General features: G+C 65.9%; 23 protein-coding genes and 1 pseudogene. 9 read left to right on the top strand and 15 right to left on the bottom strand.

The window, feature by feature from the left end:
• The first annotated feature begins 15 nt into the window (after positions 1-15).
• Together istA and istB are read left to right on the top strand one after the other, a co-directional pair.
• Positions 16-1254, top strand: coding sequence for an IS21 family transposase (istA, locus tag ACXYMW_RS12615; RefSeq protein WP_459035683.1), 1239 nt, complete (start codon positions 16-18; stop codon positions 1252-1254).
• On the top strand, positions 1254-2069 hold the full coding sequence (gene istB / locus ACXYMW_RS12610; protein WP_459035682.1) for an IS21-like element helper ATPase IstB: 816 nt from the start codon (positions 1254-1256) through the stop codon (positions 2067-2069). The genes istA and istB overlap by 1 nt, the downstream gene beginning before the upstream one ends.
• Positions 2070-2106: 37 nt before the next feature.
• Here the strand turns inward: istB and ACXYMW_RS12605 are convergent.
• From ACXYMW_RS12605 to ACXYMW_RS12595, 3 genes and pseudogenes are all read right to left on the bottom strand, one after another.
• Positions 2107-2600 (bottom strand): annotated as a pseudogene (locus tag ACXYMW_RS12605) (beta-keto acid cleavage family enzyme); the annotation flags it as partial.
• A 208-nt stretch (positions 2601-2808) separates the two neighbouring features.
• Positions 2809-3666, bottom strand: coding sequence for an alpha/beta fold hydrolase (locus tag ACXYMW_RS12600; protein ID WP_459035681.1), 858 nt, complete (start codon positions 3664-3666; stop codon positions 2809-2811).
• Entirely contained in the window at positions 3663-4043 is a 381-nt protein-coding gene (locus ACXYMW_RS12595; protein WP_459035680.1) for a hypothetical protein, read from the bottom strand. The genes ACXYMW_RS12600 and ACXYMW_RS12595 overlap by 4 nt, the downstream gene beginning before the upstream one ends.
• A gap of 280 nt (positions 4044-4323) precedes the next feature.
• Here ACXYMW_RS12595 and ACXYMW_RS12590 point away from each other — a divergent pair, with 280 nt between their 5' ends.
• Positions 4324-5199: a dioxygenase family protein gene (locus ACXYMW_RS12590; protein WP_459035679.1), complete on the top strand. Its 876-nt coding sequence runs from the start codon at positions 4324-4326 to the stop codon at positions 5197-5199.
• Between the two features lie 96 nt (positions 5200-5295).
• On the top strand, positions 5296-6186 hold the full coding sequence (locus ACXYMW_RS12585) for a LysR family transcriptional regulator (RefSeq protein ID WP_459035678.1): 891 nt from the start codon (positions 5296-5298) through the stop codon (positions 6184-6186).
• A gap of 40 nt (positions 6187-6226) precedes the next feature.
• Here the strand turns inward: ACXYMW_RS12585 and ACXYMW_RS12580 are convergent, their stop codons facing one another.
• The 12 genes from ACXYMW_RS12580 to ACXYMW_RS12525 form a co-directional block, all read right to left on the bottom strand.
• Complete coding sequence (locus ACXYMW_RS12580) at positions 6227-6925, bottom strand: ABC transporter ATP-binding protein (RefSeq protein ID WP_459035677.1); 699 nt, start codon at positions 6923-6925, stop codon at positions 6227-6229.
• Positions 6918-7661 (bottom strand): ABC transporter ATP-binding protein, encoded by a 744-nt coding sequence (locus tag ACXYMW_RS12575; RefSeq protein WP_459035676.1) that lies wholly within the window; start codon positions 7659-7661, stop codon positions 6918-6920. The genes ACXYMW_RS12580 and ACXYMW_RS12575 overlap by 8 nt, the downstream gene beginning before the upstream one ends.
• Positions 7654-8658, bottom strand: coding sequence for a branched-chain amino acid ABC transporter permease (locus ACXYMW_RS12570; protein ID WP_459035675.1), 1005 nt, complete (start codon positions 8656-8658; stop codon positions 7654-7656). Before ACXYMW_RS12570 ends, ACXYMW_RS12575 begins: the two co-directional genes overlap by 8 nt.
• Positions 8659-8662: 4 nt before the next feature.
• On the bottom strand, positions 8663-9532 hold the full coding sequence (locus tag ACXYMW_RS12565; protein WP_459035674.1) for a branched-chain amino acid ABC transporter permease: 870 nt from the start codon (positions 9530-9532) through the stop codon (positions 8663-8665).
• Positions 9533-9588: 56 nt separating this feature from the next.
• Positions 9589-10761, bottom strand: coding sequence for an ABC transporter substrate-binding protein (locus ACXYMW_RS12560; protein WP_459035673.1), 1173 nt, complete (start codon positions 10759-10761; stop codon positions 9589-9591).
• Between the two features lie 43 nt (positions 10762-10804).
• Positions 10805-11584, bottom strand: a complete 780-nt coding sequence (benD, locus tag ACXYMW_RS12555) for a benzoate diol dehydrogenase BenD (RefSeq protein WP_459035672.1) — start codon at positions 11582-11584, stop codon at positions 10805-10807.
• The gene (gene benC / locus ACXYMW_RS12550) at positions 11581-12603 is read right to left on the bottom strand and encodes a benzoate 1,2-dioxygenase electron transfer component BenC (RefSeq protein ID WP_459035671.1); all 1023 of its coding nucleotides are present in this window, start codon (positions 12601-12603) and stop codon (positions 11581-11583) included. Before benC ends, benD begins: the two co-directional genes overlap by 4 nt.
• Positions 12604-12674: 71 nt before the next feature.
• Positions 12675-13202: a benzoate 1,2-dioxygenase small subunit gene (gene benB / locus ACXYMW_RS12545; protein WP_459035670.1), complete on the bottom strand. Its 528-nt coding sequence runs from the start codon at positions 13200-13202 to the stop codon at positions 12675-12677.
• Between the two features lie 12 nt (positions 13203-13214).
• Positions 13215-14603, bottom strand: coding sequence for a benzoate 1,2-dioxygenase large subunit (gene benA, locus ACXYMW_RS12540; RefSeq protein ID WP_459035669.1), 1389 nt, complete (start codon positions 14601-14603; stop codon positions 13215-13217).
• Between the two features lie 27 nt (positions 14604-14630).
• Positions 14631-15779, bottom strand: a complete 1149-nt coding sequence (locus ACXYMW_RS12535) for a muconate/chloromuconate family cycloisomerase (protein WP_459035668.1) — start codon at positions 15777-15779, stop codon at positions 14631-14633.
• A gap of 799 nt (positions 15780-16578) precedes the next feature.
• Complete coding sequence (locus ACXYMW_RS12530; RefSeq protein WP_459035667.1) at positions 16579-17772, bottom strand: Fic family protein; 1194 nt, start codon at positions 17770-17772, stop codon at positions 16579-16581.
• Between the two features lie 835 nt (positions 17773-18607).
• Complete coding sequence (locus ACXYMW_RS12525; RefSeq protein WP_459035666.1) at positions 18608-18940, bottom strand: antitoxin Xre/MbcA/ParS toxin-binding domain-containing protein; 333 nt, start codon at positions 18938-18940, stop codon at positions 18608-18610.
• 565 nt (positions 18941-19505) lie between these two features.
• Between ACXYMW_RS12525 and ACXYMW_RS12520 the strand changes: the two genes are divergently transcribed.
• From ACXYMW_RS12520 to ACXYMW_RS12500, 5 genes are all read left to right on the top strand, one after another.
• Complete coding sequence (locus tag ACXYMW_RS12520; RefSeq protein ID WP_459035665.1) at positions 19506-20360, top strand: transketolase; 855 nt, start codon at positions 19506-19508, stop codon at positions 20358-20360.
• Positions 20357-21388 carry a transketolase family protein gene (locus ACXYMW_RS12515; RefSeq protein WP_459035664.1) on the top strand — a complete coding sequence of 344 codons (1032 nt, stop codon included), beginning with the start codon at positions 20357-20359 and terminating at the stop codon, positions 21386-21388. The genes ACXYMW_RS12520 and ACXYMW_RS12515 overlap by 4 nt, the downstream gene beginning before the upstream one ends.
• Before the next feature lie 44 nt (positions 21389-21432).
• Positions 21433-22185 carry an SDR family NAD(P)-dependent oxidoreductase gene (locus ACXYMW_RS12510; RefSeq protein WP_459035663.1) on the top strand — a complete coding sequence of 251 codons (753 nt, stop codon included), beginning with the start codon at positions 21433-21435 and terminating at the stop codon, positions 22183-22185.
• A 67-nt stretch (positions 22186-22252) separates the two neighbouring features.
• Positions 22253-23218 carry a TRAP transporter substrate-binding protein gene (locus tag ACXYMW_RS12505; protein WP_459035662.1) on the top strand — a complete coding sequence of 322 codons (966 nt, stop codon included), beginning with the start codon at positions 22253-22255 and terminating at the stop codon, positions 23216-23218.
• Entirely contained in the window at positions 23218-23790 is a 573-nt protein-coding gene (locus ACXYMW_RS12500; protein ID WP_459035661.1) for a TRAP transporter small permease, read from the top strand. The genes ACXYMW_RS12505 and ACXYMW_RS12500 overlap by 1 nt, the downstream gene beginning before the upstream one ends.
• Position 23791: the final 1 nt, after the last annotated feature.

Raw genomic sequence — 23791 nt, 5'->3', positions numbered from 1 at the left:
TCGGAAGGAGGTCACATGACGGAAGAAGTGTCGGAGATGCTGGCACTGAAGGCGCGTGGTTGGGGTTCGAAGCGCATGGCGGCGGAACTCGGCGGCTCGCGGAACACCGTGAAGCGATGGTTGGCGACGGGAGGTTGGCGTGCGCCGTCACCAGTGGTGCGGGCGAAGGCGCTCGGCGGCCTGGAGGATTGGGTGGCGGAGCGCTTTCGGCGGCATGCCGGGAACGCGGACGTCGTGCGCCAGGAGCTGGCTGCGGAGATGGGCATCACGGTCAGTCTTCGGACCGTGGAACGGGCGGTCGCGCCGTTGCGGCAGGAGCTTCGGGCTGAAGCGCGGGCCACGGTTCGCTTCGAGACACGTCCCGGTCAGCAGTTGCAGATCGACTTCGGCGAGCGCCGTGTGGAGATCGGCGGCGCGAAGGTGAAGGTGTTCTTCTTCGTGGCCACCCTCGGCTACTCCCGGCGCCTGCATGTGCGCGCCTTCCCCGGGGAACGCCAGGAGCACTGGTTCGAGGGCATGGAAGGCGCCTTCCGCCGCTTCGGCGGTGTGCCGGAGGAAGTGCTGCTCGACAACGCACGCGCCCTGATCTCCCATCATGATCCGGTGACGCGGGAGGGGACGATCAATCCCAGGTCCCACGCCTTTGCCCGCCACTGGGGCTTCCGGGTCCGGGCCTGCGCGCCGTATCGGGCGCGCACGAAGGGAAAGGACGAGCGCGGCGTGGGCTACGTGAAGCGCAATGCCATCGCCGGGCGCAGGTTCGAGAGCTTTGCCGCGCTCGAAGCGCACCTGGAAGCCTGGATCAGGGAGGTCGCAGATGTGCGTGTCCACGGCACGACCGGTGAGCCGCCCTGCCTGCGGTTCTCCCGGGAAGAGGCTCACCGGCTCAAGCCTGTCGCCGGCATCCCGGCATTCCTGACCAGTCGCGACCTCGTCCGTCGGGTCTCGTCCGACTGCGCGGTCGAGGTCGACGGCAACGCCTACTCGGTGCCCTGGCGGCTGATCGGAGAGCGGGTCAGTGTGCTGGTCACCGGCACGGAGCTGCGCGTCAGCCATGCCGGTCAGGAGGTCGCGTGCCATCGGCTGAGACCCGGGCGCCGGTCCCGGATCGTGGACAGGACCCACTTCGAAGGCATCACGGGCAGCCCGCTGGCCCGCGCCGGAGAACAAGTTGACCCCGAGACAGCCGCCGCATTGCCGGAGCTTCTGCGGCCGCTCAGCGAATACGAAGCCGTGGCGGGAGGATCCTGGTGATGGCCTTCGAGACGCCAGACCACCTCGAGCGGATGCTGACACGGCTCAAGCTGACCGCGATCCGCGACCAGCTCGACGGGCTCCTCGACGAGGCCGGTCGCGGTGAGCTGACGACCCGCGAGGCCCTGACGCTGTTCTGCGAGCGGGAGATTGCCCGCAAGGACCAGCGCCGGATCGAGATGAGCTTCGGGCTGGCCCGCTTCCCCTTCGTGCGGGACCTCTCCGGCTTCGACTTCGAGGCCCAACCCTCGGTCGACAAGGGTCAGATCCGCGACCTGGCCACCGGGCGCTTCATCGCGAACGGCGAGGCCGTGCTGCTGCTGGGACCTCCCGGAGTGGGAAAGACCCATCTCGCCGTCGCAATCGGCCGGGAGGTGATCGTGGCGGGCTATACCGTGCTCTTCGTGCCGGCCATGACGATGGTCGCCACCCTGGCCAAGGCGCACGCCGAGGGGAAACTGGATGAGAAGCTGACGCACTTCGCCAAGCCGAAGCTGCTTATCGTCGACGAACTCGGCTATCTGCCCTTCGAGCCGGACGCAGCGCACCTGTTCTTCCAGCTGGTCAGCCGCAGATATGAGCGCGGCGCACTGCTCGTCACCTCGAACAGGGCCATCGGCGAGTGGGGAAGCGTCTTCGGCGACGCTGTCGTCGCCACCGCGATCCTCGATCGAATGCTCCACCACAGCCACGTCATCACCATCCGGGGCGAGAGCTACCGATTGCGCGAGAAGCGCCGGAGCGGCCTTTTGCAAAAGGCCGCTCCGGCGCACTCCACCATCAACATATCAAGCAGCGAGGGGGTCAGTTCTTAGTGTCGCCAGGGGGGCAGTCCCTGATGTCGCTGGACAGCGTGCCCGCCAGCTGACCCTTCTCAGCCATCCCCTTCGCTTTCAGGATATGGCTCAAGTCGAAGGCCTCGATCTCCGGCTTCACGTCGTGGGCCAGCATTTCGGAGGCCAGCCAATCGACCAGATCCGGCGGGTTCTCGTAGACACGCGTCGGGAAATTGTTCGACCCGACAGAAAGGGAGGCCATGTCCGGCCGGGGGGCAGCATGCCGCCCCGTGTCCGACCGGCGCCCGACCGGCCGCCGGTCGAGAACTGCACGATCATGCCGGGGCAGTGTTTCTCGATTCCCTCCTTCAGAGCGGCGAACTTCTCCGGGTCCGAGGAGGGCGTTTGATCATCGTGGCGCACATGGGCATGCACGATGGTGGCGCCGGCCTCGAAGGCTTCGTGAGTCGACTCCAGTTGCTCCGACACGGTGATCGGAACCGCGGGGTTGTTGGCCTTCGTCGGCAGGCTGCCGGTGATGGCCACGCAGATGATACAGGGCTTGGTCATAGTGGCTTCCATTCTGGCGCCTCACCCCAGTGGCGGGGCGGTGGGTCTCAGGGGCGGCTTGGTGTCTCGGTCGCTTTGCGCGTGTCGAGGCGCTCACGCTCCTCCTTGGTGAAGAACATCAATGCCGCCTCGGCCTGCGTATGTCTCCTGCACCCCGGACAGGGATTATCGGCGTGCTGGCACATGGCTCCTCCTCCCGTGCTGTGGATCAGGCCGCATTCGCGATGGCTGTCGGCATTTTCCCGAGCGCCTCGACGAAGAACGGGCGGAAGCCTTCGGGGTGTTCGCTCATCGGGAAATGGCCGAGTTTGTCCATGACGGCGAGCGTGGCGCCGGGGATGGCTCTGGCGGTGCGCGCCGCATCCTCGGGCGTGCAGGTCAGGTCATAGGCGCCGACGATGATATGAACAGGCGTCCGGTCCGTGTCGATCGTGGGCAGGCGTGCGATCAGGCTGTCGTCGCGCGTGTAGAAGCTCAGATCGCCGCGGAAGACGCCCGGCCCGCTCTGCATGAACATCCAGAGGGTGTTCCAGCGCTCGGTATCGGGCGCGTAAGGAGAGATGTTGGCCGAGACCAGCGCCGCCCCCATCTCACCGCCGTGGGCGTCGGGACGGTGGAACCAGTCGATGTCATACCAGGCCGGCTGGAAATCCGATGCTTCGATGGCGATGAAGCCGCTGAACCGATCCGGGTGGAGCGCGGCCAATTGCAGCGCGATCCGTCCGCCCATGGAACAGCCCGCCAGCACGGGGCGCTCCAGCCCCAGCCCTTCGATCACGGCCAATACCGTCTCGATATAGGCCTCGGTCGTCAGCAGGTATTCCTGCGTCTCGAACCCCTCGGGGGGCAGCGACTTGCCGTGCCAGGGCATGTCGAAGGCGATGAGGCGGTTCGACGCCGCGATCTCGGCATCGGTCATCAGGTGGCGCCACTGCCGGGTGTCGGCTCCGGCGGTGTGCAGGCAGAGCACGGGACGGCCCTGACCGGCCTCCTCGAAATAGATGCGACGCGGTGCGCCGGCCACGGTGACGGTCAGGTAGCGTCCGGTGATGGGTTCGATGGTCATGCCGCTTGCTCCTCCTTCTCGCGTGCGAGGGTCAGGACCTCCTTGAAGAAGCGTAGGTTCTTGACGAGGGAGAGGATGTCACCGTCGATCCGGCCGCGGCCGATCTTCACCAGGCCAAAGATGTCGTGGAAGCCGGGTTCAGGGGGCGACTGCCAGAACTTGTGCAGCACCTCGGCATCCGCGCGCAGGGCAAAACGCCACGGTGTCTTGCGGCTGGGGCCGGGGGTGACGGACGCCAGCCGACCCTTGTCGAAGGACAGATAGAACTCGTCGCCGTCCACCTCGATCAGCACCGTTTCGGAGAAGAGACGCCCGATCCGCAACAGGTGCGGCGTGCCGTCGAGCCTGGATTGAATTGCCTTGAAAGTGTCGATCACCTGAGCCTCCCGCTGTCACGTCTCGGGCTTGTGCTGCCATGATCGGAGGCGTTCGGGCCATGCCACTGCGGGTATGGCGCGATACTTTCCCTTGTCTTCCGGTCTGCCGGAGGAATTTTTCGAATTGTTTCAGGCTATCGTTCCGGGGCGCCCGGCGATGGTATTACCCGATACCGCCGAGGGCATTCCGAGACGGGCGAAATTCGGGAAACTCTTGGTCCGACGGGAGGCGATGCCGCGTCCCGCACCGGAACAACGGACCGCCAGGAGGAGGAACCCCATGGGCATCGTCAATCAGGACAATATCACCGACGTGGTGATTGACAGCCTCGGCAAGCATGGCGAGATCACGGATCGTCAGCGTGAAATTGCGACCGGGCTGATCAAGCACATGCATGCCTTCGTCAAGGATGTGAAACTGCAGCACAACGAATTCCTCGCGGCCTGCGACTACCTCGCCCGCGCGGGGAAGCTCTGCGACGACAACCGGCAGGAATTCATTCTGCTGGGCGACATCCTCGGGGTCGAGGTGCTGGTCGACATGATGACCAACCCGGTCGAGGGCGGCGAGAGCGAGTCGACCGTGCTGGGTCCGTTCTACCGCGAGAACCCGCCGGTTCTGCCAAAGGGGGCGTCGACCATCCAAAAGCATTACCAGAACGAGGAAACCGCCTTTTTCGAGGGCTACATCCGCGATGAGAACGGCAATGGCGTCGCCGGCGTGACGCTGGACGTCTGGGAGGACGCGCCGAACGGCATCTACGAGAACCTCGACCCCGATCAACCGGAATACAACCTGCGCGGCCGGTTCGAGACCGACGAGACCGGGCATTACGCCTTTGTCGCGGTGCGTCCCGTGCCCTATCCGATCCCGGATGACGAGACCGCGGGCGAGCTCTTGCGCTTCATGGGCCACCACCCGAACCGCCCCGGCCACATGCACTTCATCATCTCGAAGGACGGCTACCGCTCGCTGATCAGCCAGATCTACGACGCCGACAGCGCCTGGCTGGAAGACGACAGCGTGTTTGCCGTGAAGGAGAGCCTGATCGGCAAGTTCAAGCCGGCGGCCAAGGACCTGGGCACCGACCTGCATTTCGAATTCGATTTCGTGCTGAAGGCGCAGACCGCCGTGCAGGCCGTCGCCGCCGAGTGACCACCGGAACCTCCCTGTGAACTGGCCCCCGGACTTAGGGGGCCTTTTTTCGTTTGGCGCGATCGCCTAACGTAAATCATTGGGGAGCGGGGAAAAATGAACCTCAGGCAGTTGACCTACTTCATCGCCGTCGCAGAAGAGCTACATTTCGGACGCGCGGCAGAACGGCTCGACATGGCGCAACCCCCGCTCAGCCGCGCGATCAAGCAGCTCGAGGACGAGCTGGGTGCGATCCTCTTCAACCGTGGACGCAGCGCGATCACCCTCACCCAGGCCGGCGAACGGCTGCTGGCGCGCGGCAAGGCGATCCTCGCCCAGATGGAAGACACCCGGCTGGAGGTGCGCAGGCTTGGGCAGGGTGCCGAGGGGCGCCTGCGGATCGGGTTCGTCGGTTCCTCGACGTTCGGCATCCTGCCGAACATCATACGGTCCTATCGCGCGAATTACCCCGAGGTGAACCTTAGTCTGAACCCGATGAACAATGCTGAATTGCACAGAGCTCTGGTTTCGCGCGAGCTCGACGTTGTGTTCGCCCGGCCGACGCTGAAGGATCCGGAATTCCTGTCGAAGCACCTTGTCGAGGAGAAGCTAATCCTGGCGCTGCCCGATATCGTCGACACGGGCGGGCGCACGGTGGCACGGCTCGAACGCCTGATGACCCACAATCTGGTCCTCTATCCGGAACGTCCGCGGCCGAGCTACGCCGACTTCGTCCTGAAGGCGGTCGAGGATGCGGGGTTCGAGGCGCCTCTACGGATCTGGTGCATGGATCTGCAGACCGCGCTCAGCCTCGTCGCCGTCGGCGAAGGGGTCTGCATCGTGCCGGAATCCGTGGCCAATGCTCCGCGCAAGGGCATGAAATTCCTGAAGATCGAACCCGAGATCGCCCGGACGGAACTGTCGGTGAACTACCGTCTGGACGATCAGGGCGTGCATGTGAAGAACTTCGTGAGCATTGCGCTGAAGGTGGCGCGCAAGACGTTCTGAGGTGATCGTTTGCGCGGCCCGAATGCCCGGCCGCGCGGGGTCACACGCCCAGCCAGGTATGCTGCGCCTGGTCATCGGCCCGGATCTCTTCCGCACTGCCGGTCCAGACCACCTGACCTTTGCCGACGACGACCACGTCATCTGCCAGGGACGTGGCGAAACCGAAATTCTGCTCGACGATGATCATCGACAGACCTTCGGCCTTCAGCTCCAGAAGCTTGTCATGGATCAGCTTGACGATGATGGGAGCCAGCCCCTCGGTCGGCTCGTCCAGGATCAGCAGCCGCGGGTTCATCAGCAGCGCCCGCGCGATGGCAAGCATCTGCTGCTCGCCGCCCGAAAGCTGCGTGCCGCCATTCTCCATCCGCTCGCCCAGACGCGGGAAAAGGTCCAGCACGCGATCCATCGTCCAGTCCGGGGCGCTGCCGCCGAACCGTTTCGCCGCGATCTCGAGGTTCTCGCGTACAGTGAGCGACGGGAAGATGTCTCGCGTCTCCGGCACGTAGGCGATGCCGCTTTTCGCCACGTCGAATGACCGCGCCGGGATCGGCTTGCCGTCGAACACGATCTGCCCGGACTTCAGCGGCAACAGCCCCATGATCGTCTTCAACGTGGTCGATTTGCCCGCGCCGTTGCGCCCGAGGATGGCCAGCACGCGGCCCGCCTGCGCCTCCAGCGACAGGCCATGCAACACCTGCGTCTCGCCGTAACCGGACTCGATGGCGTTGAGTTCAAGCATCTTCCCAGCTCCCCAGATAGATTTCCTTGAGCAGTTTCGATCCGCGCGCCTCTTCGGGCAGACCGTCGAAGACGACCTCGCCGTAGTTCAGCACGGTGATCGTGTCCGCCACGTCAAAGGCGAGGTCCATGTCGTGCTCGATGATGAGCATGGTCAGGTCGCGCGGCAGGCCCGCCAGCAGGTCGTGAAAGCCATTGGACATCTCGGGGCCTACACCGCTGGTGGGTTCATCCATCAGCAGGACCAGCGGCCGCGTGGCGAGGGCAACACCGACTTCAAGCTGGCGACGCACGCCGTAGCTGATCTCGGACACTTTCGCGTGGAGGAAGGGCATCAGGTTGACCTGTTCCGCCACCTCCTCGACGATCTCGCGCACCTCCGGTTTCGCGAGGCTATCGGACCAGAGCCGCGTCGCGTGGCCGGTATGCACCGCCGCCGCGAGGCCGAGGTTCTCCTCGACCGTGAGCCCGTCGAAGAGCGTGTTCTTCTGGTAGCTGCGCGACAGGCCGCGGCGGGCGCGTTTCGCCACCGGCAGCGCGGTCACGTCCTCGCCCGCCAGGTGAACCGACCCGCTGTCGGGCGTCAGTTCGCCCACCAGCTGATTAAAGAGCGTCGTCTTGCCCGCCCCGTTGGGCCCCAGGATCACCCTGCGCTCGCCGCGTTCCAGTTTCAGGGACACATTCCGGGTGACGTGAACGGCGCCGAAGCTCTTGTTCAGGTTGCGTGTCTCAAGCATCGCTCAGCACCTCCTCGGGCTCTTGTTTGCGTGATGCGTCGGCCAGGCGGCGCTCCAGCCGGGCGCCCCAGCGCGCCTCGATCCAGCCGAAAATGCCGTTGGCGCGGCTCATCACGACGGCGATCAGGATCAGGCCGACGACGAGGTGCCAGTAAGTGGTGAGGCCGCTCAGTTCGTGTTTCAGCATGACGAAGGCGGCGGCCCCGACCAGCGGGCCAACCAGCGTGCCCAGTCCGCCCAGGATCACGACGACCAGCGCCTCGCCCGAGACGGTCCAGCCCAGCAGCCCAGGCGAAATATACATAATGTGCTGTGCGGCCAGCGCGCCGGCGAGACCGGCGATCATGCCCGACAGGCCGAAGACGTCCGCCTTGACCCGCCAGACCGTCAGCCCCAGCGCGCGCATCCGCTGTTCGTTGTGCATGACACCGGTCAGCGACCGGCCCAGCCCCGACCGCAGGACCAGGCCCGCCGCGCCGTAGACACCGACAAGCACGGCCAAGCAGAACAGGGCAAAGCTGCGGCTGTCGGTCAGGTCGATCCCGATCAGGCTCAGGTCCAGCCTCTCGATACCGCCCATGCCGTCGCCGCCGCCAAAGATCGGCGCCTCGAAGACATAGGAATAGGCCATCTGGCCAAAGGCCAGCGTCGCCATGATGAAGTAGATTCCGTGGCTGCGCGCACAGACCGCGCCGATAACCCAGGCGGCAGCCCCGGCGAGCGCGACAGCCCCAGCCATCGCGACCGGCGGCGCCAGCCCCACCTTGGTCGACAAGGTCGCATAGGCGTAGGCCCCGACGCCCATCAACGCACCGTGGCAGAGCGAGACCATGCCGCCGAACCCGGCCACCAGGTCGAGCGCCAGAACCAGCATGGCGAGGATCAGGATCTCGGTCAGGATTTCCAGCCCGAAATACTCCGCGGTCAGCGCCTGGAACAGCGCACCGGCGGCCAGCAGGCCGAGGACTGCGTAACGAAGAGGCGTGTGACGAAACATCGTCTTATCCTTTCGCGGGGAACAGGCCGACCGGCTTGATCACGAGGATCGCAGCCAGCAGGGCGTAGATGAGGACGGAAGCCAGTTGTGGCGCCAGAACTGCTCCGAAGGTCTGAACGAAGCCGTAGATCAGAGATCCGGCGATGGCGCCCTTGAGCGAGCCGAGACCGCCGATCACGATGACGATCAGCGTCGGGATCAGGATCTGCAGGCCCATCTCGGGCGTCACGCTCAGCAGCGGCGCCGCAACGACTCCCGCCAGCCCGGCCAGCGCGCAACCGAGGCAGAAGACGATAAAGAAAAGCCGCTCGACGTTGATGCCGAGGCAGGAGGCCATGGCGTCGTTGTCGACACCCGCGCGGATCATCGCGCCGATCTGGGTCCGCCCCAGGACGAAGGCGAGCGCGCCAAAGATCGCGAGCCCCAGAAGGATCACGAACAGCCGGTAGGTCGGATATTCGACGCCGAGGAACACCACGCGGCCCTCGAGCAGCCCCGGTGCGTCAAGCGCCAGGGCAAGGTCACCCCAGAAGATGCGCGTGAGATCCAGAATGGCGAAGATAAGCCCGAAGGTGACCAGCACCTGCGCCATCGGCCCGGATCTGCGCATGCGCTTGATGAGGCCCGAGTAGAGAAGGACGCCCACGCCTGCGACCGCGACGGGCGCCAGGAAAAAACCCATCCAGTAGCCGCCGACCGCCGCCAGGGATGCGCCGAAATAGGCCCCCATCGCGTAAAGCGATCCGTGCGCCAGGTTCACGAAATGCATCAGCCCGAAGATGACCGTCAGGCCGATGGAAAGCAGGAAAAGAAGCATGGACAGTTGCAGCGCGTTCAGCGTTTGCAGCGTCCAAAAGCCAAGATAGTGTGTCATGGGAAGCCTCCTCCGAAGGGTTGCCCGGCCGCTCCTCCACGGCCGGGCCTTTTGGATCAGTTCGAAACGGGCGCCATCGCGCAGCCATTCACGGGATCCTGTTCTGCCGGGAGTTCCGCGAGGACCTGCTGGGTCAGGCCGTTCTCGCCTTCGATGGTCTCATAGACGTAGATCGGCTGGACCAGGTTGTTGGTGGCAGGGTCGATCGACAGCGTGCCGCGCGGCCCGTCGAAGCTGACCTGCCGCAATGCGTCAGCGAGCGTGGCGCGATCGGTCGCGTCCGTCTTCGTTGCCTCGACCAGCGCGCGGGCCGTGTCGTAGCCATGCACTGCGTATTCCGAGGGCACGCGGCCGGTGGCGGCGGTGAAGGCTTCGGCAAAGGCTGCGTTTGCGGGGTTGTCGATTGTGGGGACGTAGTGCAGTGCCGTCACGACGCCCTCGGCCGCCGGCCCTTCGGCCTCGACGTAGAGGGCCGAGGTCAGGAAGCCCGCGCCGTAGAGAGGCAGATCGGCCTTGAGACCGAAGCTGTCATACTGCTTGACGAAGGAAATCGCCTCGCCCCCGGCATAGAAGACATAGACCGCGTCCGCCCCGCTGGCCTTGGCCTGCGCGAGATAGGGGCCGAAATCCTGTGTTTTCTGGAAGGGCGTAAACTCCTGCCCGACGATCTCTCCGCCCGCGGCCGTGAAGCTCTGCACGAAGCCGTCGATCATCTGCCGGCCCGCGGCGTAATCCGGGGCGAGGGTGTAGACCTTCTGCACGCCCTGCCCGTGCAACCATGTGCCCATCGGACGGTTCACCTGCCCGTTGGAGAAGGACATGCGCGTGATGAAGGGCGAGCAGTTCACGCCTGTCGCCTCGTCATTTCCGGCGTTGGCCACGATCAGCGGCACGCCCGCGCCGTGTACCATGTCGCGCACCGCGCCGAGGACGCCCGAGCTGACGATACCGGCCATCACGTCGACCTTGTCCTGAAGGATCAGCTTCTTGGCCTTGCCAAGCGCGACCGGCGGTTTGACCTCGGTGTCCTCGCGAACGATCGTGAAGGTCGCGTCTGTCTGGTCGCCGAATTTTTCGAGCCCGAGGTTGAAGCCCGCCTCGATATCGTTGCCGAGGGCGGCATAGACGCCCGAGAAGGGCAGCAGCAGGCCGACCTTGATGTCTTCGGCAGCGGCAGGCATAGCGAGGCCGGTGGCGAGCCCGAGGGCCGCCAGGATCGTGCGTTTCATTGTTGGATCTCCTCCGTTTGGTATGGCGGCCCCTCCTCAGGGCCTATCCAAGATCGCCTCCACCGACCGGCACGGTGACGCCGGTGATGTAGGAGGCATCGTCCGACGCCAGGAACAGGATCGGGCCTGCCTGCTCGTCGAGCGTTCCGTATCGATTCATGAACGAGGACTGGATCGTCTGGTCGATGATGGTCTGATACCAGTCCTCGCGCTGTTCCTCATCCGCGTTGGGGTTGCGCGGCACGACGCGTGGCGGCGCCTCTGTTCCTCCCGGCGCGGTGGCGACGACACGGATGCCGCGTTCCGCCACTTCCCAGGCGAGGCTTGCGGTGATTGCGTTCACGCCCCCCTTGGCCGCCGCGTAAGGCACCCGGTTGAGTCCGCGCGTCGCGATGGACGAGACGTTGACGATCACGCCCGCCTCGCGCGGCAGCATGTGGTCCAGCGCCGCCCGGCAGCAGTAGAGCGTCGGGAACAGCGACCGCCGCACCTCGGCGTCGATCTGCTGCGGCTCGTAGTGTTCGTAGGGCTTGGCCCAGATCGTTCCGCCCACGTTGTTCACCAGAATGTCGATGCGCCCCCAGAGGTCGACGGCCGTCTGCATCGCCGTCTCGCACCCGTCCCAGGTTTCGAGGTCGACGCTGATTGCCTCGGCTTTCCCGCCCGCTTCGCGGATGGCGGCAAGCACCTCATCGCGGGCGGGCGAGCGGTCGACGATCAGCACGCGCGCACCTTCGGCCGCGGCGCGTTCCCCGACCCGACGGCCGATGCCCTGGGCCGCGCCGGTGACGACCATCACCTTGTCATCGAAACGGCGGGTCATGCGGCGGCGGCCTTGGCTTCGGCTTCGGTGGGGTTGAACTTCTCGTAGTGGAAATTGGCGGGCTCGACCCCGAGCTTGCCGAAATGCGCGCGCACCGCGTCGACCATCGGCGGCGGACCGCAGAGGTAGACGTCGCAATCGCCGCCGTTCAGATCGTCGCTGGCCAGGTGATCGGTGACGAAACCTGTGCGCGCGTGGTCGCCCTCGGCCAGAACGGTGATCACGGTGACATTGCCGATCCGGTCGGCCAGCGCGCTTACGCGGTCGAGTTCGACAAGATCGGCGGCCCGACTGACCGCGTAGTAGAGCGTGATCGGATGGTCCGAGCCCTGTTCGGCTACCTGCTCCAGCATCGACAGGAACGGCGCCAGGCCGGTTCCGCCCGCCAGCCAGAGCTGCGCGCGCTCGATGGGTCGCAGGTAGAACGCGCCTATCGGACCGGTCAGCGTCACGGTGTCGCCGGGTTGAACGCGATCGCCGAGGTAACCGCTCATGACGCCACCCGGCAGATTGCGGATGAGGAACGTCGCCTCCTCCGCCCCCGGCGCCGAGGAAAACGAATAGGACCGGTGGGCGTCCGTGCCCGGCACTGTGACACTGACGTATTGCCCCGGCAGGAAACTGACGGGTTTGCCCAGTTTCACCCGGAGGCTGAAGGACGTCTCCGACAGCGCGTCGACGCCCAGCACTTCGCCCTCGACCGCCTCGGGCGCGGTCTTGCACACGGCGGACGACGCGGGGACGCGCAGCACGCAGTCGCTTTCGGGGATCATCTGGCAGGTGAGGACGTAGCCCTGTTCGGCCTCCTCGTCGCTCATGGACTCGTCCATGTAGAATTCCAGCTCGTATTCGCCCTTTTCGGCGAAACACTTGCAGGTCCCGCAGACGCCGTCGCGGCAATCCATCGGCAGGTTGATCTTCTGGCGAAAGGCCGCGTCGGTCACCTTTTCGTCTTCATCGCACTGGATGACACGGGTGACGCCGTCCTCGAAATTCAGGGCAACGGAATAGGTCGTCATGGCATGCTCCTCCCTTGGCCGCGCACCGGCTGTCGGTGCGCGGTGGCGCGGTCCGGTCCGGAGGGACGGGATCAGATGTGGTAGACGTCGATCACGTGGTGGATGTGATCGTTTTTCAGGACCACCTTCTTGTCGGTGATCAACGGGCGCGGCCCGCTTGTGTCGATCGTGTAGAACGACGTGCCCCAATGCTGGTCGGTCTCGCCGTAGCGATAGCTCAGCGTGTGCCAGTTGAAGCGCAGCCTAATCTCGGCGCCCTCGCGGCCAAGGACCTCGATGCCCGAGAGGTAGTGGTTGGTGCGGGGCTCGGGCAGGGACGTGGCCGAGGACCGGTCGGTCTTGATCCGGAAGATACGATCCTCGATGCCCTGTTTGTTGGGGTAATACATCAGCGACATCTCGCTCTGCGGATCTTCCGTCAGCGTGTCGTAATCGTCCCAGGACGGCATCCAGAACGGGCACTCCTTGTGGTAGAAGCCCAGCCAGGTGTCCCAGTCGCGGTCATCCAGGGCGCGGGCCTCGGCAAAGAGGAAGGCCTGGATCGCCTCATAGCTCATGGCGGTCTTGTCGGCGGGGCGGTCAAGCGTTGCTGTGTCCATGGTGTCTCCTCCTCATTCGGCCGCGACGCGCGCATCGGGCGCGGTGTCACGTTCCCTTGCGATGGCCTCCCCCATGCGCTGCGACCAGTTGCTGTGCTGGATGACGAACAGGCCTTCGTCCTCGGTGCGGGCGCCGGACAGGATCGGCTGGATTCCCAGCGCCTGCGCGTCCTCGTCGGGGCCTTCGATCCACTGGGTCGCGCCGCGGGTCAGGTCGTTCCACTTGGCATGGGCGGCGCCGGCATAGCCGCGCTGCGTCGCCCGGAATTCCTCGGTGTCGTCCGGCGTCGCCATGCCGGAAGCGTTGAAGAAGTCTTCATACTGGCGGATGCGGCGGGCGCGGGCCTCCTTGCTCTCGCCCTTGGGCGCGATGCAGTAGATCGTGACCTCGGTCTGGTCGACGCTGATCGGGCGGAACACGCGGATCTGGCTCGAGAACTGGTCCATCAGGAACACGTTCGGATAGAGGCAGAGGTTGCGCAGAACGCCCACCATCCACTCGGCCTTGGTCTGACCATATTTCCCGGTCCATTCCTCCAGACGCGGGTAGTTCGGGCGGTTCGTCGGGTCGGCCCATTGCGTCCAGAGCAGGATGTGACCGTTCTCGTAGGCGTGGAACCCGCCGCGCTGCTTGGCCCATTTCGAGGCATCCGTCGCCTTGATCTGGTCCTCCTTGCCGTCGTCAGTGCGGTGCGCGGTGGTGGCGACGTAGTTCCAGTGCACGGCCGAGACGTGGTAGCCGTCCGCGCCATTCTCGGCCTGCAACTTCCAGTTGCCGTCATAGGTGTAGGTGGACGAGCCTCGCAGCACCTCGAGCCCCTCGTCGGCCTGGTCGACGATCATGTCGATCATCTTGCGCGCCTCGCCGAGGTAGTCTTCCAGCGGCTGCACGTCGGCGTTGAGCGACCCGAACAGGAACCCGCGATAGTTCTCGAACCGCGCCACCTTCGTCAGGTCATGGCTGCCATCCTGGTTGAACTGCTCGGGGTAGCCCGCGCCCTTGGGGTCCTTCACCTTCAGGAGCTTGCCGGTGTTCGAGAAGGTCCAGCCGTGGAACGGGCAGGTAAAGGTCTTCTGGTTGCGGCGCTTGAAGCGGCAAAGCTGCGCGCCGCGGTGCGAGCAGGCGTTGACCAGCGCATGCAACGCGCCCTCCTTGTCGCGGGTGATGACGACGGGCGTGCGGCCCATGGTCAGCGTGAGATAGTCGCCGGGGTTCGGGATCTGGCTTTCATGCGCCATGTAGATCCAGTTGCCCTCGAAGATGTGCTTGATCTCGAGCTCGAAGAGCCCCTCGTCGGTGAAGATGTCCCGGCGCGCCCGGTAAATCCCGTTCTCGGGATCTTCCTGCACGGCGCCCTCGATGCGGGCCTCGAACTCGTCGAGATTGGATTGCGTGAACATTTCTGGGTCTCCTCCTTCGTGTTGCGATTATTCGCCCGCGACGGCATGCAGGCTGCGGCCACGGTCGCGGCCGTAGAAGGCGATCTTGTCGGGGTCGAGCGCGACGCCGATCCCCGGACCACGCGGGATCTCGACGCAGAAATCGCGGTAGACGAGGGGATCTGCGAGAATCTCGTCGGTCAGCAGAAGCGGACCGAAGAACTCGCTGCCCCAATGCAGCGTCTCGACGGTAGCGAAGAGCTGCAAAGCCGCTGCCGTGCCAAGGCCTGTTTCCAGCATGGTGCCCCCGTAAAGGCCCAGCCCGGCAGACTGTGCGATGGCCACGACCTCGGAAGCGCGCTTCAGCCCGCCGGATTGCGCCACTTTCACCGCAAAGACATCGGCTGCCCGGGCGGCGGCGACCTCAAGCGCATCCTCGGGCCCGTTCAGCGCCTCGTCCGCCATGACGGCGATCGCGTATCCGTGGGTGAGCTCTGCCATGGCGCTGCGAAACCGGGCCGGAACGGGTTGTTCCACCAGTTCGCAGCCGGCATCCTGAAGCCCCCTCAAACCCCAACGCGCATCCTGCAAAGACCACGCCGTGTTCACGTCGACCCGCACGCTGGCGGCATCGCCGACGGCGTTCTTGATGCGCGCGACATGGGCCACGTCCTGCGCGACCTCCCGCTTCCCGATCTTCAGTTTGAAGACGTTGTGGCGACCAGTCTCGATCATCTCCTGCGCCTCGGCAATATCGGTGTCCGAGTTGCCCGAGGCCAGAGTCCAGGCCACCGGGAGGCAGTCATGGACGGACCCGCCGAAGAGCTGCGAGACCGGCACGCCGAGCCGCTTGCCCAACCCGTCCCAAAGCGCGATTTCCACGGCCGTCTTGGCGATACGATTGCCCTTCACCAGCCGATCCATCATCTGGATCGCGCCGTTCACGTCGTCGCCGTTCCGACCTGAAAGCGCCGGGGCGATGTAGGTGTCGATGGCGGAGCGAATGCCTTCGGGGCTTTCCGCGCCATAGCTCAGCCCGCCGATCGTGGTGCCCTCGCCGATGCCCTCGCTGCCATCCGCGAACAGGATCCGGACCAGAACCGCGGTCTGGACCCGCATCGTCGCCATCGAGAGCACGTGCCCCCGGATGGTCGGGATATCGAGAATGGTCGTCTCGATCTGGTCGATCTTTGTCACTGGGGTCGTCCAATCTGCGTGTTCCATTGGACTGCAGCTTGCTCACCAAGACCGGGTTCAGTCGATGATGGCTGGGGTCTCGAGTGATACCCTGGCGAGGGGATGGACTGCGTTTGGGACCAGCAAGCGATGCGGAAGATCGCTTCCATTTGAATGTCCGGTTTAATTCACCGGCGTAAACGCATCGCGCTTGCAGCGAAGGCCCGCAATTCCCCCACTTTTACAACGCTTCCGGCACGAGCCCGAATGAGCATCAAATCGCAGGTCGCCGATCTCACCTGCGGTCCGATGCAGTCCTCCGGCGGAAGCGACCATGCCCTGCGCATCGACCGCCCCGGTCTCGGATGCCGAACTGGTCGCCCTGACCAGTACCCGGCAGGAGCCGAGCGTCTTCAGCAACTTGATGGGCTAGATCGAACGGGGCGAGATACGGCCCGTGCTCGCATAAACCTAAGAGCCGCGCGCGGCGCAGGGGGCGTTGATCGAGAGGGTGCATATGGACAAGATCGGGTTCTCGGTCGCGGGATGACGCTTGGCCCAAGCCGGGACGCTGGCCGGTCCTGGCATGCAGCGTCGCGATCTCAACGGCCGTTTTGGCCTCGAACTCGGCGCTGTGGTTGGTCCGTTTTCGGCCACGCTTTTCGTCCCGGCCATCGTCTACGAGAAGCTGCCTGGGACGCCCACGAGATGCCGCAGAGCGGTCGAAGCAGCGCATAGCAATTCATTTCCCAGCCGGTGGAAGATTTCCGCAGGCCTCTCGACCAGCCGGATCAGAAAAATGCAGGCATCGACCAAACGATTACTGCTCTGGAAAGAGGCCCGGCATCCAGCGCCCCGCAAGCGTTGCGGGGAAGGCCAGAACCAGCGGCGCGCGCGAGCTGTCCGATGTCAACGCGCCGGCATCGATCAGGGCCGATGTCACGCGTCGCGCCGTCCGCTCGCTCACCCCGAGCATATCGGCCACCGCGCCGCGCGGAAGTTCGCCTTCGTACAGGATCGCGCGCAGGACGGCGTCGGATTTCGGGGGCAGCCGTCCGCCCCGCATTTGTTCCTGCGCCCAGATCATGATCCGGTCGCGCAGCCGGTCCGGCTTCATTAAGCCTTCCATGCAGTCCACCTGATCGATGCAGGTTTGCAGGAAGAATTTCGTGAACGACGCGAGCGCCGCTTCGCTGAGCGTGCCGCGGCCGTCACGGTCGCCGCGCCGCGGCTCGTCGCAGGCCTGCAGATGCGTCTTGTAGGCCGCCTCATTGCGGGCCAGGCCGCGCGCGACCGACCAGAGCCCGCCGGTGTTCAGTGAGCCGCGCAGCATCGCAGAGGACATCAGGCGGGCGACGCGGCCGTTGCCGTCCAGAAACGGGTGCACCCACAGGAGTCGGTGATGTGCGCAGGCCGAGGCGAGGATCGACTCGATCCGGCCGGCCCTCCGGTAGGCCTGGTGCATCCGGTCGAGGAAGCGCGGCACCGCGCCCGGGCTGATCGCGACATGGCGACCGACCACGATATCGCGGTCCCTGAACTCCCCCGGCACGACAGGAAGGCGCTCGCCGGTGCCGGGCATCTCCACGTAGAGAAGATCTTCGGGCAGCAACTCGCAGAACCGCCGGTGGATCTCCCGGATCATCGCCGGAGATGTCGGCGGCTCGGTCAACCCGCCCTCGTCGATCCATCTCTGGACCGCGATATGCGCCTTGGCTTCGAGTTGCAGGTCGCGCTGCTCGGGATCGGCGCTGTAATCGTCCTGCAAGGCGCGCTCGATATCGATCGGGTGCGTGGCATGGCCTTCGATCAGGTTGCTGTAATAGCAGTTCATTGATCGGATGAGCGTGGCCAAAGCTGACGCGACCTGATCCGGCAGGCTGCTTCGGAAGGCGGCGGCGCGTTCCGCCAGATCGAGGGCCAGGTCGTTCAGCTCGGCGCGCTGGGGCGAACCCTCGCTGACCATCAGCGGCTCGAACAGACCGATCGTCTCCTTGTCGTCTCGTGGCGTCATGTGTCCTCTATTTGGCCGCTTCCTTGCCAGCCGTCAGTGGTAAGATTTCCTTAATATTAAATAAGTTTATTCAGAATGACACCAGGTTCATGGCCGGTTCTTTGGCCGGTTTCCCGGTCGCGTCTACTGGTGGCCACCCGAGGTGCTGCGGCGCGTCACCCGAGGAAACTGTGTGGCCCACCCCAATCCGGCCAGCGGGGAGCTCTCGGGCGTCGCGGAAGCAGGGCCGGTGCCGACCGGATGCGGCGTGCGGCGCCCCATGCGTTAGACGCATGCCTGTTGTGCACGTGCCACCGTTGTGCTGCGCTGCAGCGCAGCCTATGTCGAGGGATAGGCACACGAAGCGTGCACAGGAATTTGCCGGGCTCTCCTCCTCCCTGAGTCCCGCAATTATGCGGCGGCCCCACTCCTCCTCCCTTGGGGCCGCCGCTTTTTTCGCGGCGGTGCTGCGCAGAGAGCGTAGACCCCGGACTTTGCCCTCCCCGGGACGTACTCTTCCCCCACGGTCAGTGACGCGCATGCCGAGCGCGGTGTAGGCGTTCGGGACGTCGAGCTCGGCCGGAGCATTCTCGCACGCGTGGCCTATGACGGCCGGGATTGGATGAAACTGGCATCCACCCGGCGCAGGTTGATGGATGGCTGGCCCCCCGAGAACCCGGGCGCCCGCATGCCGGACGCGGTCGTCTCGCGCCCGAAACCGACTGGATGTAATCGTTGGCCGTGATGTCGCCTTGTTCCCGGGGCCCGCTTGCGAACGTCGCCGCACACTCCGAGGACAGGCAGTTCGTCCCCGTGCCACAGGGTCGTGCAAGCTGCAGGCCTCCTGCCCGCGAGTTCAGGTATACACACCATACTCGATCCGGGTCAGATAAGCCCGGACGGTTTCCACGCCGCCCGGCTCCCGCAGGACTTCGCCCGGCGTCCGATTCTCCAGGCCCATGGCGGGCCTCTGCAGCCAGGCGTGCGCAGCGCCTTCCGATCCCAGCACGCGTGCCGCAAGAGTGTGGATGTCCCGGGTCGCGTTCGCGGACACCCCAAAGGAGGAAGGACGGCCACGCGCCGCTTGTCGAACTCGAAGACGACGAGCCACGGGCCTCAGCCGCCCACCCATGAGCGCGGCAACCCCGAAACCCGCTGTGATCGCGAGGCAGACCGCCAGCAGGTTCATCTTTCGCGTCCCTTTCATCGTCGCCGTCCTCGTCACTGGTCACATGATCAAATTGGCACGGTAGCCCGTAAGCACGAATTTGGAACTCTGCCCACCCGGTCCCATTTGCACCTCCGCCCGACGCCGCATGATGGCCTGTGCGACCGTCATCGCTGCGATCGCCACGACAGCGCGCAGCATCCGCCGGCATTCGCACAAAGGTCCTTGATCGCATTTTGCCGCGTTACCGGCGCTTTACCGCATGGAGCGAGATCGACCATCTGGCCCGGAACTTCGGCGGGCAGCATTGCGGCAGCGGGTCATGGGAACCCTTCGGATGAACTGTCGGACTGTCATAGCGGACCAACTCCCCGCACAATAAGACACCGCCCTTCTGAGCCACGGCGAAGTAATCCGTTGCCGCTGCGGTGCGGCCTCGGTCGGCCCGGCCGGCGCCGTGCAGCATGGCCTGCCTCCTGGTTGTTAAGCCAAGCTACAGACCTCTGAAAGACTGCGTTACGGACGACGGCGCTGTGCCGATGGTAGACATCTCTCGACAGGCTTCCGGCCAGTTAGGGAGGACATCATGACAGCCGAACGTCGCCCGCACGCGACATCCAACGTTTCGCTGGCGCAGCGCGCCTGGAACATCCGCCGCAAGGCGCTCCTGATGGGCGAGGTGCAGGGCCAGGGCTATATCGGGCAGGCGCTCGGCGTCGCCGACGTGCTCGCCACCTCGTATTTCCATGCCCTCGAATACCGGCCCGAGGACCCGGAATGGGAGGGGCGCGACCGCTTCTATCTCTCCATCGGGCACTACGCCATCGCGCTCTACGCGGTGCTGATGGAAGCCGGCATCCTGCCCGAGGACGAGCTCGAGACCTACGGCATGGATGACAGCCGCATGCCGATGTCGGGCATGGCCTCCTACACGCCGGGGATGGAGATCACCGGCGGCAGCCTCGGCCACGGGCTCGGCATCGCCGTCGGCGCCGCGCTGGGGCTGAAGCGCAAGCAGAGCCCGGCCTTCGTCTACAACCTGATGTCGGATGGCGAGCTTGGCGAGGGCTCGACCTGGGAGGCGGTGATGTCGGCGGTGCAGTGGAAGCTCGACAACCTGATCTGCCTCGTCGACTTCAACGACCAGCAGGCCGACGGCAAGTCGACCGCGGCGCTGGCGCAGGGCCGCGAGGAAGAGAAGTGGGCCGCCTTCGGCTGGCACGCCCAGCGGGTCGACGGCAACGATCTCGACGCCGTGGTCGCCGCCTTCGACGCCGCCCGCGCGGCGCCCGAGGGCCGGCCCCGGGTGATCATCTTCGACACCCGCATGTGCAAGGGCGTGGGCTTCCTCGAAACCCGCGAGATCACCCATTTCGTGCGCGTCGAAGCCGACGAATGGGCCAAGGCTCTGGCCGTTCTGGACGAAGGAAAGCCGCAATGACCCTCGCCTCGATGCAGCGCAAATACGAGCCGCGCAAGGTGCCGGAAACGAAGGTCGCGACCTCGGCGATGATCGCCTCGCTGGCCGCCGAGGGCTACGACACGGTCTCCGCGCCCTTCGGCCACGCCCTCGTCGACGCCGCGAAGAAGGACGACCGGATCGTCGGGCTCTCGGCCGACCTCGCCAAGTACACCGACCTGCACATCTTCGCCAACGCGATGCCGGACCGGTTCTACCAGATGGGCATGGCCGAGCAGCTTCTGATGTCGGCCGCCGCCGGGCTGGCGCGCGAGGGCTTCAACCCCTTTGCCACCACCTACGCGGTCTTCGCCTCGCGCCGGGCCTACGACTTCATCGCCATGGCGATTGCCGAGGAGAACCTCCCCGTCAAGATCTGCTGCGCCCTGCCCGGCCTGACCACCGGCTACGGTCCGAGCCACCAGGCGACCGAGGATCTGGCGATCTTCCGCGGCCTGCCCAACATGACCATCGTCGATCCCTGCGATGCGGACGACATCATCGGCATGGTGCCGCAGCTCGCCGCCCATGACGGCCCGGTCTACACAAGGCTGCCGCGCGGCAAGGTGCCGAGCGTGCTGACCCGCCACAAGCCCGACTACAAGTTCGAGCTCGGCCGGGCGCAGACGATCCGCGAGGGCCGCGACGTCCTCGTCATCTCGACCGGCTTCATGACCATGCGAGCGCTCGACGCCGCGGTGGCGCTGGAGGCTGACGGGGTCGATGTCGGCGTGCTGCACGTGCCGACGATCAAGCCGCTCGACACCGAGACCATCCTCGCCGAGGCGGGCCGCGGCGGCCGGCTGGTCGTCACCGCCGAGAACCACACCGTGGTCGGCGGCCTGGGCGAGGCGGTGGCGCGCACCCTGATGACCGAGGGCGTCACCCCGACCTTCCGCATGATCGGCCTGCCGGATCAGTTCCTCGAGGCCGGCGCGCTGCCGACCCTGCACGAGATGTACGGTCTGACGGTCGACAGGATCGCCGAACGGATCAAGGGCTGGCTCTGAGAGCCCGCCCGTCACCTGACAATTCCGAAGGGAGGAGAGAGGCCATGGGGCTTCTACAGGACAAGTATGCCATCGTGACCGGCGCGGCCTCGGCCCGCGGTCTCGGCAAGGCCACGGCGCAGATGTTCGCCGAGCACGGCGCGCGGGTCGCCATTCTCGACCTCGACGGCGGCGCGGCGGAGGCGGCGGCGGCCGATCTGGGCGCGGGCCATGCGGGCCTTGCCTGCAACGTCACCGACAAGGCGGCCTGCGACCGCGCGGTCGCGGCGCTGCTGGAGCAATGGGGCCGCATCGACGTGCTGGTCAACAATGCCGGCATCACCCAGCCGCTGAAGATCATGGACATCGCGCCCGAGAACTACGACGCGGTGACCGACGTGAACCTGCGCGGCACGCTCTACATGAGCCAGGCGGTGATCCCGGCCATGCGGGCGCAGGGATCCGGCGCCATCGTCAACCTCTCCTCGGTCTCGGCGCAGCGCGGCGGCGGCATCTTCGGCGGGCCGCATTACTCGGCGGCCAAGGCCGGCGTGCTGGGCCTGACCAAGGCGATGGCGCGCGAACTGGCCCCCGACGGGGTGCGGGTGAACGCCATCTGCCCGGGCTTCATCGCCACCGACATCACCGCCGGCAAGCTTTCGGAGGAACAGCACCGCATGGTGCTCGCCGGCATCCCGATGGGCCGTGCCGGGGCCGCCTCCGATGTGGCGGGCTGCGCGCTGTTCCTGGCCTCCGACCTCTCGGCCTACTGCACCGGCACCGAGGTCGACGTGAACGGTGGCTCCTTGATCCATTGACGCTTTATAGCGGCACCCGGAGGAGGGTGCCGCATTCACCCAGTCTTCGCAAAGGGAGGACCCACTCATGAAGACCGCAATACTGGCCGTTCTGGCCGCCTCGACCGCCCTCGTCGGCACCGCGCAGGCCGATGAGGTGATCTTTGCCCACGGCGCCAACCCGGGCAATCCGCGCTTCGTCGCGGCGGAAAAATGGGCCGAGCTTTTCGCCGCCTGCAGCAGTGGCGCGCACAGCGTCAACCATGCGCCCTCCTCGACCATGGGTGACGATGCCGAGATGCTGACCTCGGTCACTGCGGGGATCATCCAAATCACCGCCAACAGCCAGGGCGCGATGAGCCAGATCGTGCCCGAGATCGGCCTTCTCGGCCTGCCCTTCCTGTTCGAGGACCTGCCGACCGCATGGGCGATCCTCGACGGCGAGGTCGGCACGATGATCGACGAACGGGCCCAGAATGCCGGGCTCAAGGTGCTGGGCTTCTGGGACAACGGCATCCGCCATGTCACCCACATGAGCAAGCATGTCGCGACACCAGGCGACCTCTCGGGCATGCAGATCCGCACGCCCCCCGACCAGATGACCGTCGACATCTTCGAGGCACTCGGCGCGGCCCCTGCCCCGCTGGCCTGGTCGGAACTGCCGAGCGCGCTGCAATCGGGCGTGTTCGACGGTCAGGAGAACCCGCTGACCAACATCCACTCGGCCAAGCTGCACGAGATCACCCCCTACGTCACGCTGACCGGGCACCAGTACCAGGCGACCCCGGTGGTGGCCGGCATGGCCTGGTGGTCGGGTCTCGACGAGGCCACCCAGGCCTGCGCGCTCGAGGCCACGGCCGAGGCCGGGCAGATGCAGCGCGACCTCGTGCTCGCCTCGGACGAGGAGCTGCGGCCGCAGATGGAGGCCGAGGGCGCCCAGTTCGCCGAGGCCGATCGCGCCGCCTATATCGCGGCCACCCAGCCGGTCTACGACGCCTATGCCGAGCGCTTCCCCGAGCTCGCCGCGGCCCTGCGCGAGGCGGCGGGCCTGTGATGCGGGCCGGGGACACACCGTCCCCGGCAGCGGACAAGGCGGGGCGCGCCACGCGCCCCGTCCTCCGCACCGCCCGGGGGCTGACCACCGCTCTGGACTGGAGCGGCCGGGTCATCACCGTCGCCTGCCTGCTGGCGATGTTCGTGGCGCTGCTGGTCAACGTGGTGCTGCGCTACGCCTTCGGCTCCGGCATCGCCTGGGCCTACGAGATCCACGCGCTGCTGCTGCCCTGGCTGGTGGCCGGCGGGCTGACCATCGCCTCGGCGCGCAGCGCCAATGTCTCGGTCACCCTCCTGGCCGACCTCTTGAGCGCCGAGCGCCGGCGCCTGCTGATGCTGGTGGTGCAGGCCGCGATCCTCGTCATCGCGATCAGCGTGCTCTGGAGCAGCCAGCCGATCCTCAAGGCCTCGCAGTTCCAGTCGCTGTCGACGCTCGGGATCAAGCAGGTCTGGGGCTATGCCAGCCTCGTCTACGCCTTCGCCGCGATGGCGGTGATCGCGCTTCTGTCCATCCTGCGCACGCTGGCCGGTGACGACGTCGCCGACCCCGATGCCATCGTCAGCCTAAGCTGAA

Source organism: Roseivivax sp. CAU 1761, assembly GCF_054482755.1.
The sequence above is the reverse complement of the archived record's forward strand: the minus strand, read 5'-3'. Positions and strand labels throughout refer to the sequence as shown.

What these genes read in the sequence shown, in the direction of transcription:
- ACXYMW_RS12520 (WP_459035665.1), top strand. Translation starts at nt 19,506, where the DNA reads ATGACAGCCGAACGTCGCCCGCACGCGACATCCAACGTTTCGCTGGCG.
- ACXYMW_RS12530 (WP_459035667.1), bottom strand. Translation starts at nt 17,772, where the DNA reads ATGACGCCACGAGACGACAAGGAGACGATCGGTCTGTTCGAGCCGCTG.
- ACXYMW_RS12505 (WP_459035662.1), top strand. Translation starts at nt 22,253, where the DNA reads ATGAAGACCGCAATACTGGCCGTTCTGGCCGCCTCGACCGCCCTCGTC.
- ACXYMW_RS12580 (WP_459035677.1), bottom strand. Translation starts at nt 6,925, where the DNA reads ATGCTTGAACTCAACGCCATCGAGTCCGGTTACGGCGAGACGCAGGTG.
- ACXYMW_RS12575 (WP_459035676.1), bottom strand. Translation starts at nt 7,661, where the DNA reads ATGCTTGAGACACGCAACCTGAACAAGAGCTTCGGCGCCGTTCACGTC.
- ACXYMW_RS12500 (WP_459035661.1), top strand. Translation starts at nt 23,218, where the DNA reads ATGCGGGCCGGGGACACACCGTCCCCGGCAGCGGACAAGGCGGGGCGC.
- benA (WP_459035669.1), bottom strand. Translation starts at nt 14,603, where the DNA reads ATGTTCACGCAATCCAATCTCGACGAGTTCGAGGCCCGCATCGAGGGC.
- ACXYMW_RS12510 (WP_459035663.1), top strand. Translation starts at nt 21,433, where the DNA reads ATGGGGCTTCTACAGGACAAGTATGCCATCGTGACCGGCGCGGCCTCG.
- ACXYMW_RS12590 (WP_459035679.1), top strand. Translation starts at nt 4,324, where the DNA reads ATGGGCATCGTCAATCAGGACAATATCACCGACGTGGTGATTGACAGC.
- ACXYMW_RS12600 (WP_459035681.1), bottom strand. Translation starts at nt 3,666, where the DNA reads ATGACCATCGAACCCATCACCGGACGCTACCTGACCGTCACCGTGGCC.
- ACXYMW_RS12560 (WP_459035673.1), bottom strand. Translation starts at nt 10,761, where the DNA reads ATGAAACGCACGATCCTGGCGGCCCTCGGGCTCGCCACCGGCCTCGCT.
- benC (WP_459035671.1), bottom strand. Translation starts at nt 12,603, where the DNA reads ATGACGACCTATTCCGTTGCCCTGAATTTCGAGGACGGCGTCACCCGT.
- ACXYMW_RS12570 (WP_459035675.1), bottom strand. Translation starts at nt 8,658, where the DNA reads ATGTTTCGTCACACGCCTCTTCGTTACGCAGTCCTCGGCCTGCTGGCC.
- benB (WP_459035670.1), bottom strand. Translation starts at nt 13,202, where the DNA reads ATGGACACAGCAACGCTTGACCGCCCCGCCGACAAGACCGCCATGAGC.
- ACXYMW_RS12515 (WP_459035664.1), top strand. Translation starts at nt 20,357, where the DNA reads ATGACCCTCGCCTCGATGCAGCGCAAATACGAGCCGCGCAAGGTGCCG.
- ACXYMW_RS12585 (WP_459035678.1), top strand. Translation starts at nt 5,296, where the DNA reads ATGAACCTCAGGCAGTTGACCTACTTCATCGCCGTCGCAGAAGAGCTA.
- istB (WP_459035682.1), top strand. Translation starts at nt 1,254, where the DNA reads ATGGCCTTCGAGACGCCAGACCACCTCGAGCGGATGCTGACACGGCTC.
- benD (WP_459035672.1), bottom strand. Translation starts at nt 11,584, where the DNA reads ATGACCCGCCGTTTCGATGACAAGGTGATGGTCGTCACCGGCGCGGCC.
- istA (WP_459035683.1), top strand. Translation starts at nt 16, where the DNA reads ATGACGGAAGAAGTGTCGGAGATGCTGGCACTGAAGGCGCGTGGTTGG.
- ACXYMW_RS12565 (WP_459035674.1), bottom strand. Translation starts at nt 9,532, where the DNA reads ATGACACACTATCTTGGCTTTTGGACGCTGCAAACGCTGAACGCGCTG.
- ACXYMW_RS12525 (WP_459035666.1), bottom strand. Translation starts at nt 18,940, where the DNA reads ATGAACCTGCTGGCGGTCTGCCTCGCGATCACAGCGGGTTTCGGGGTT.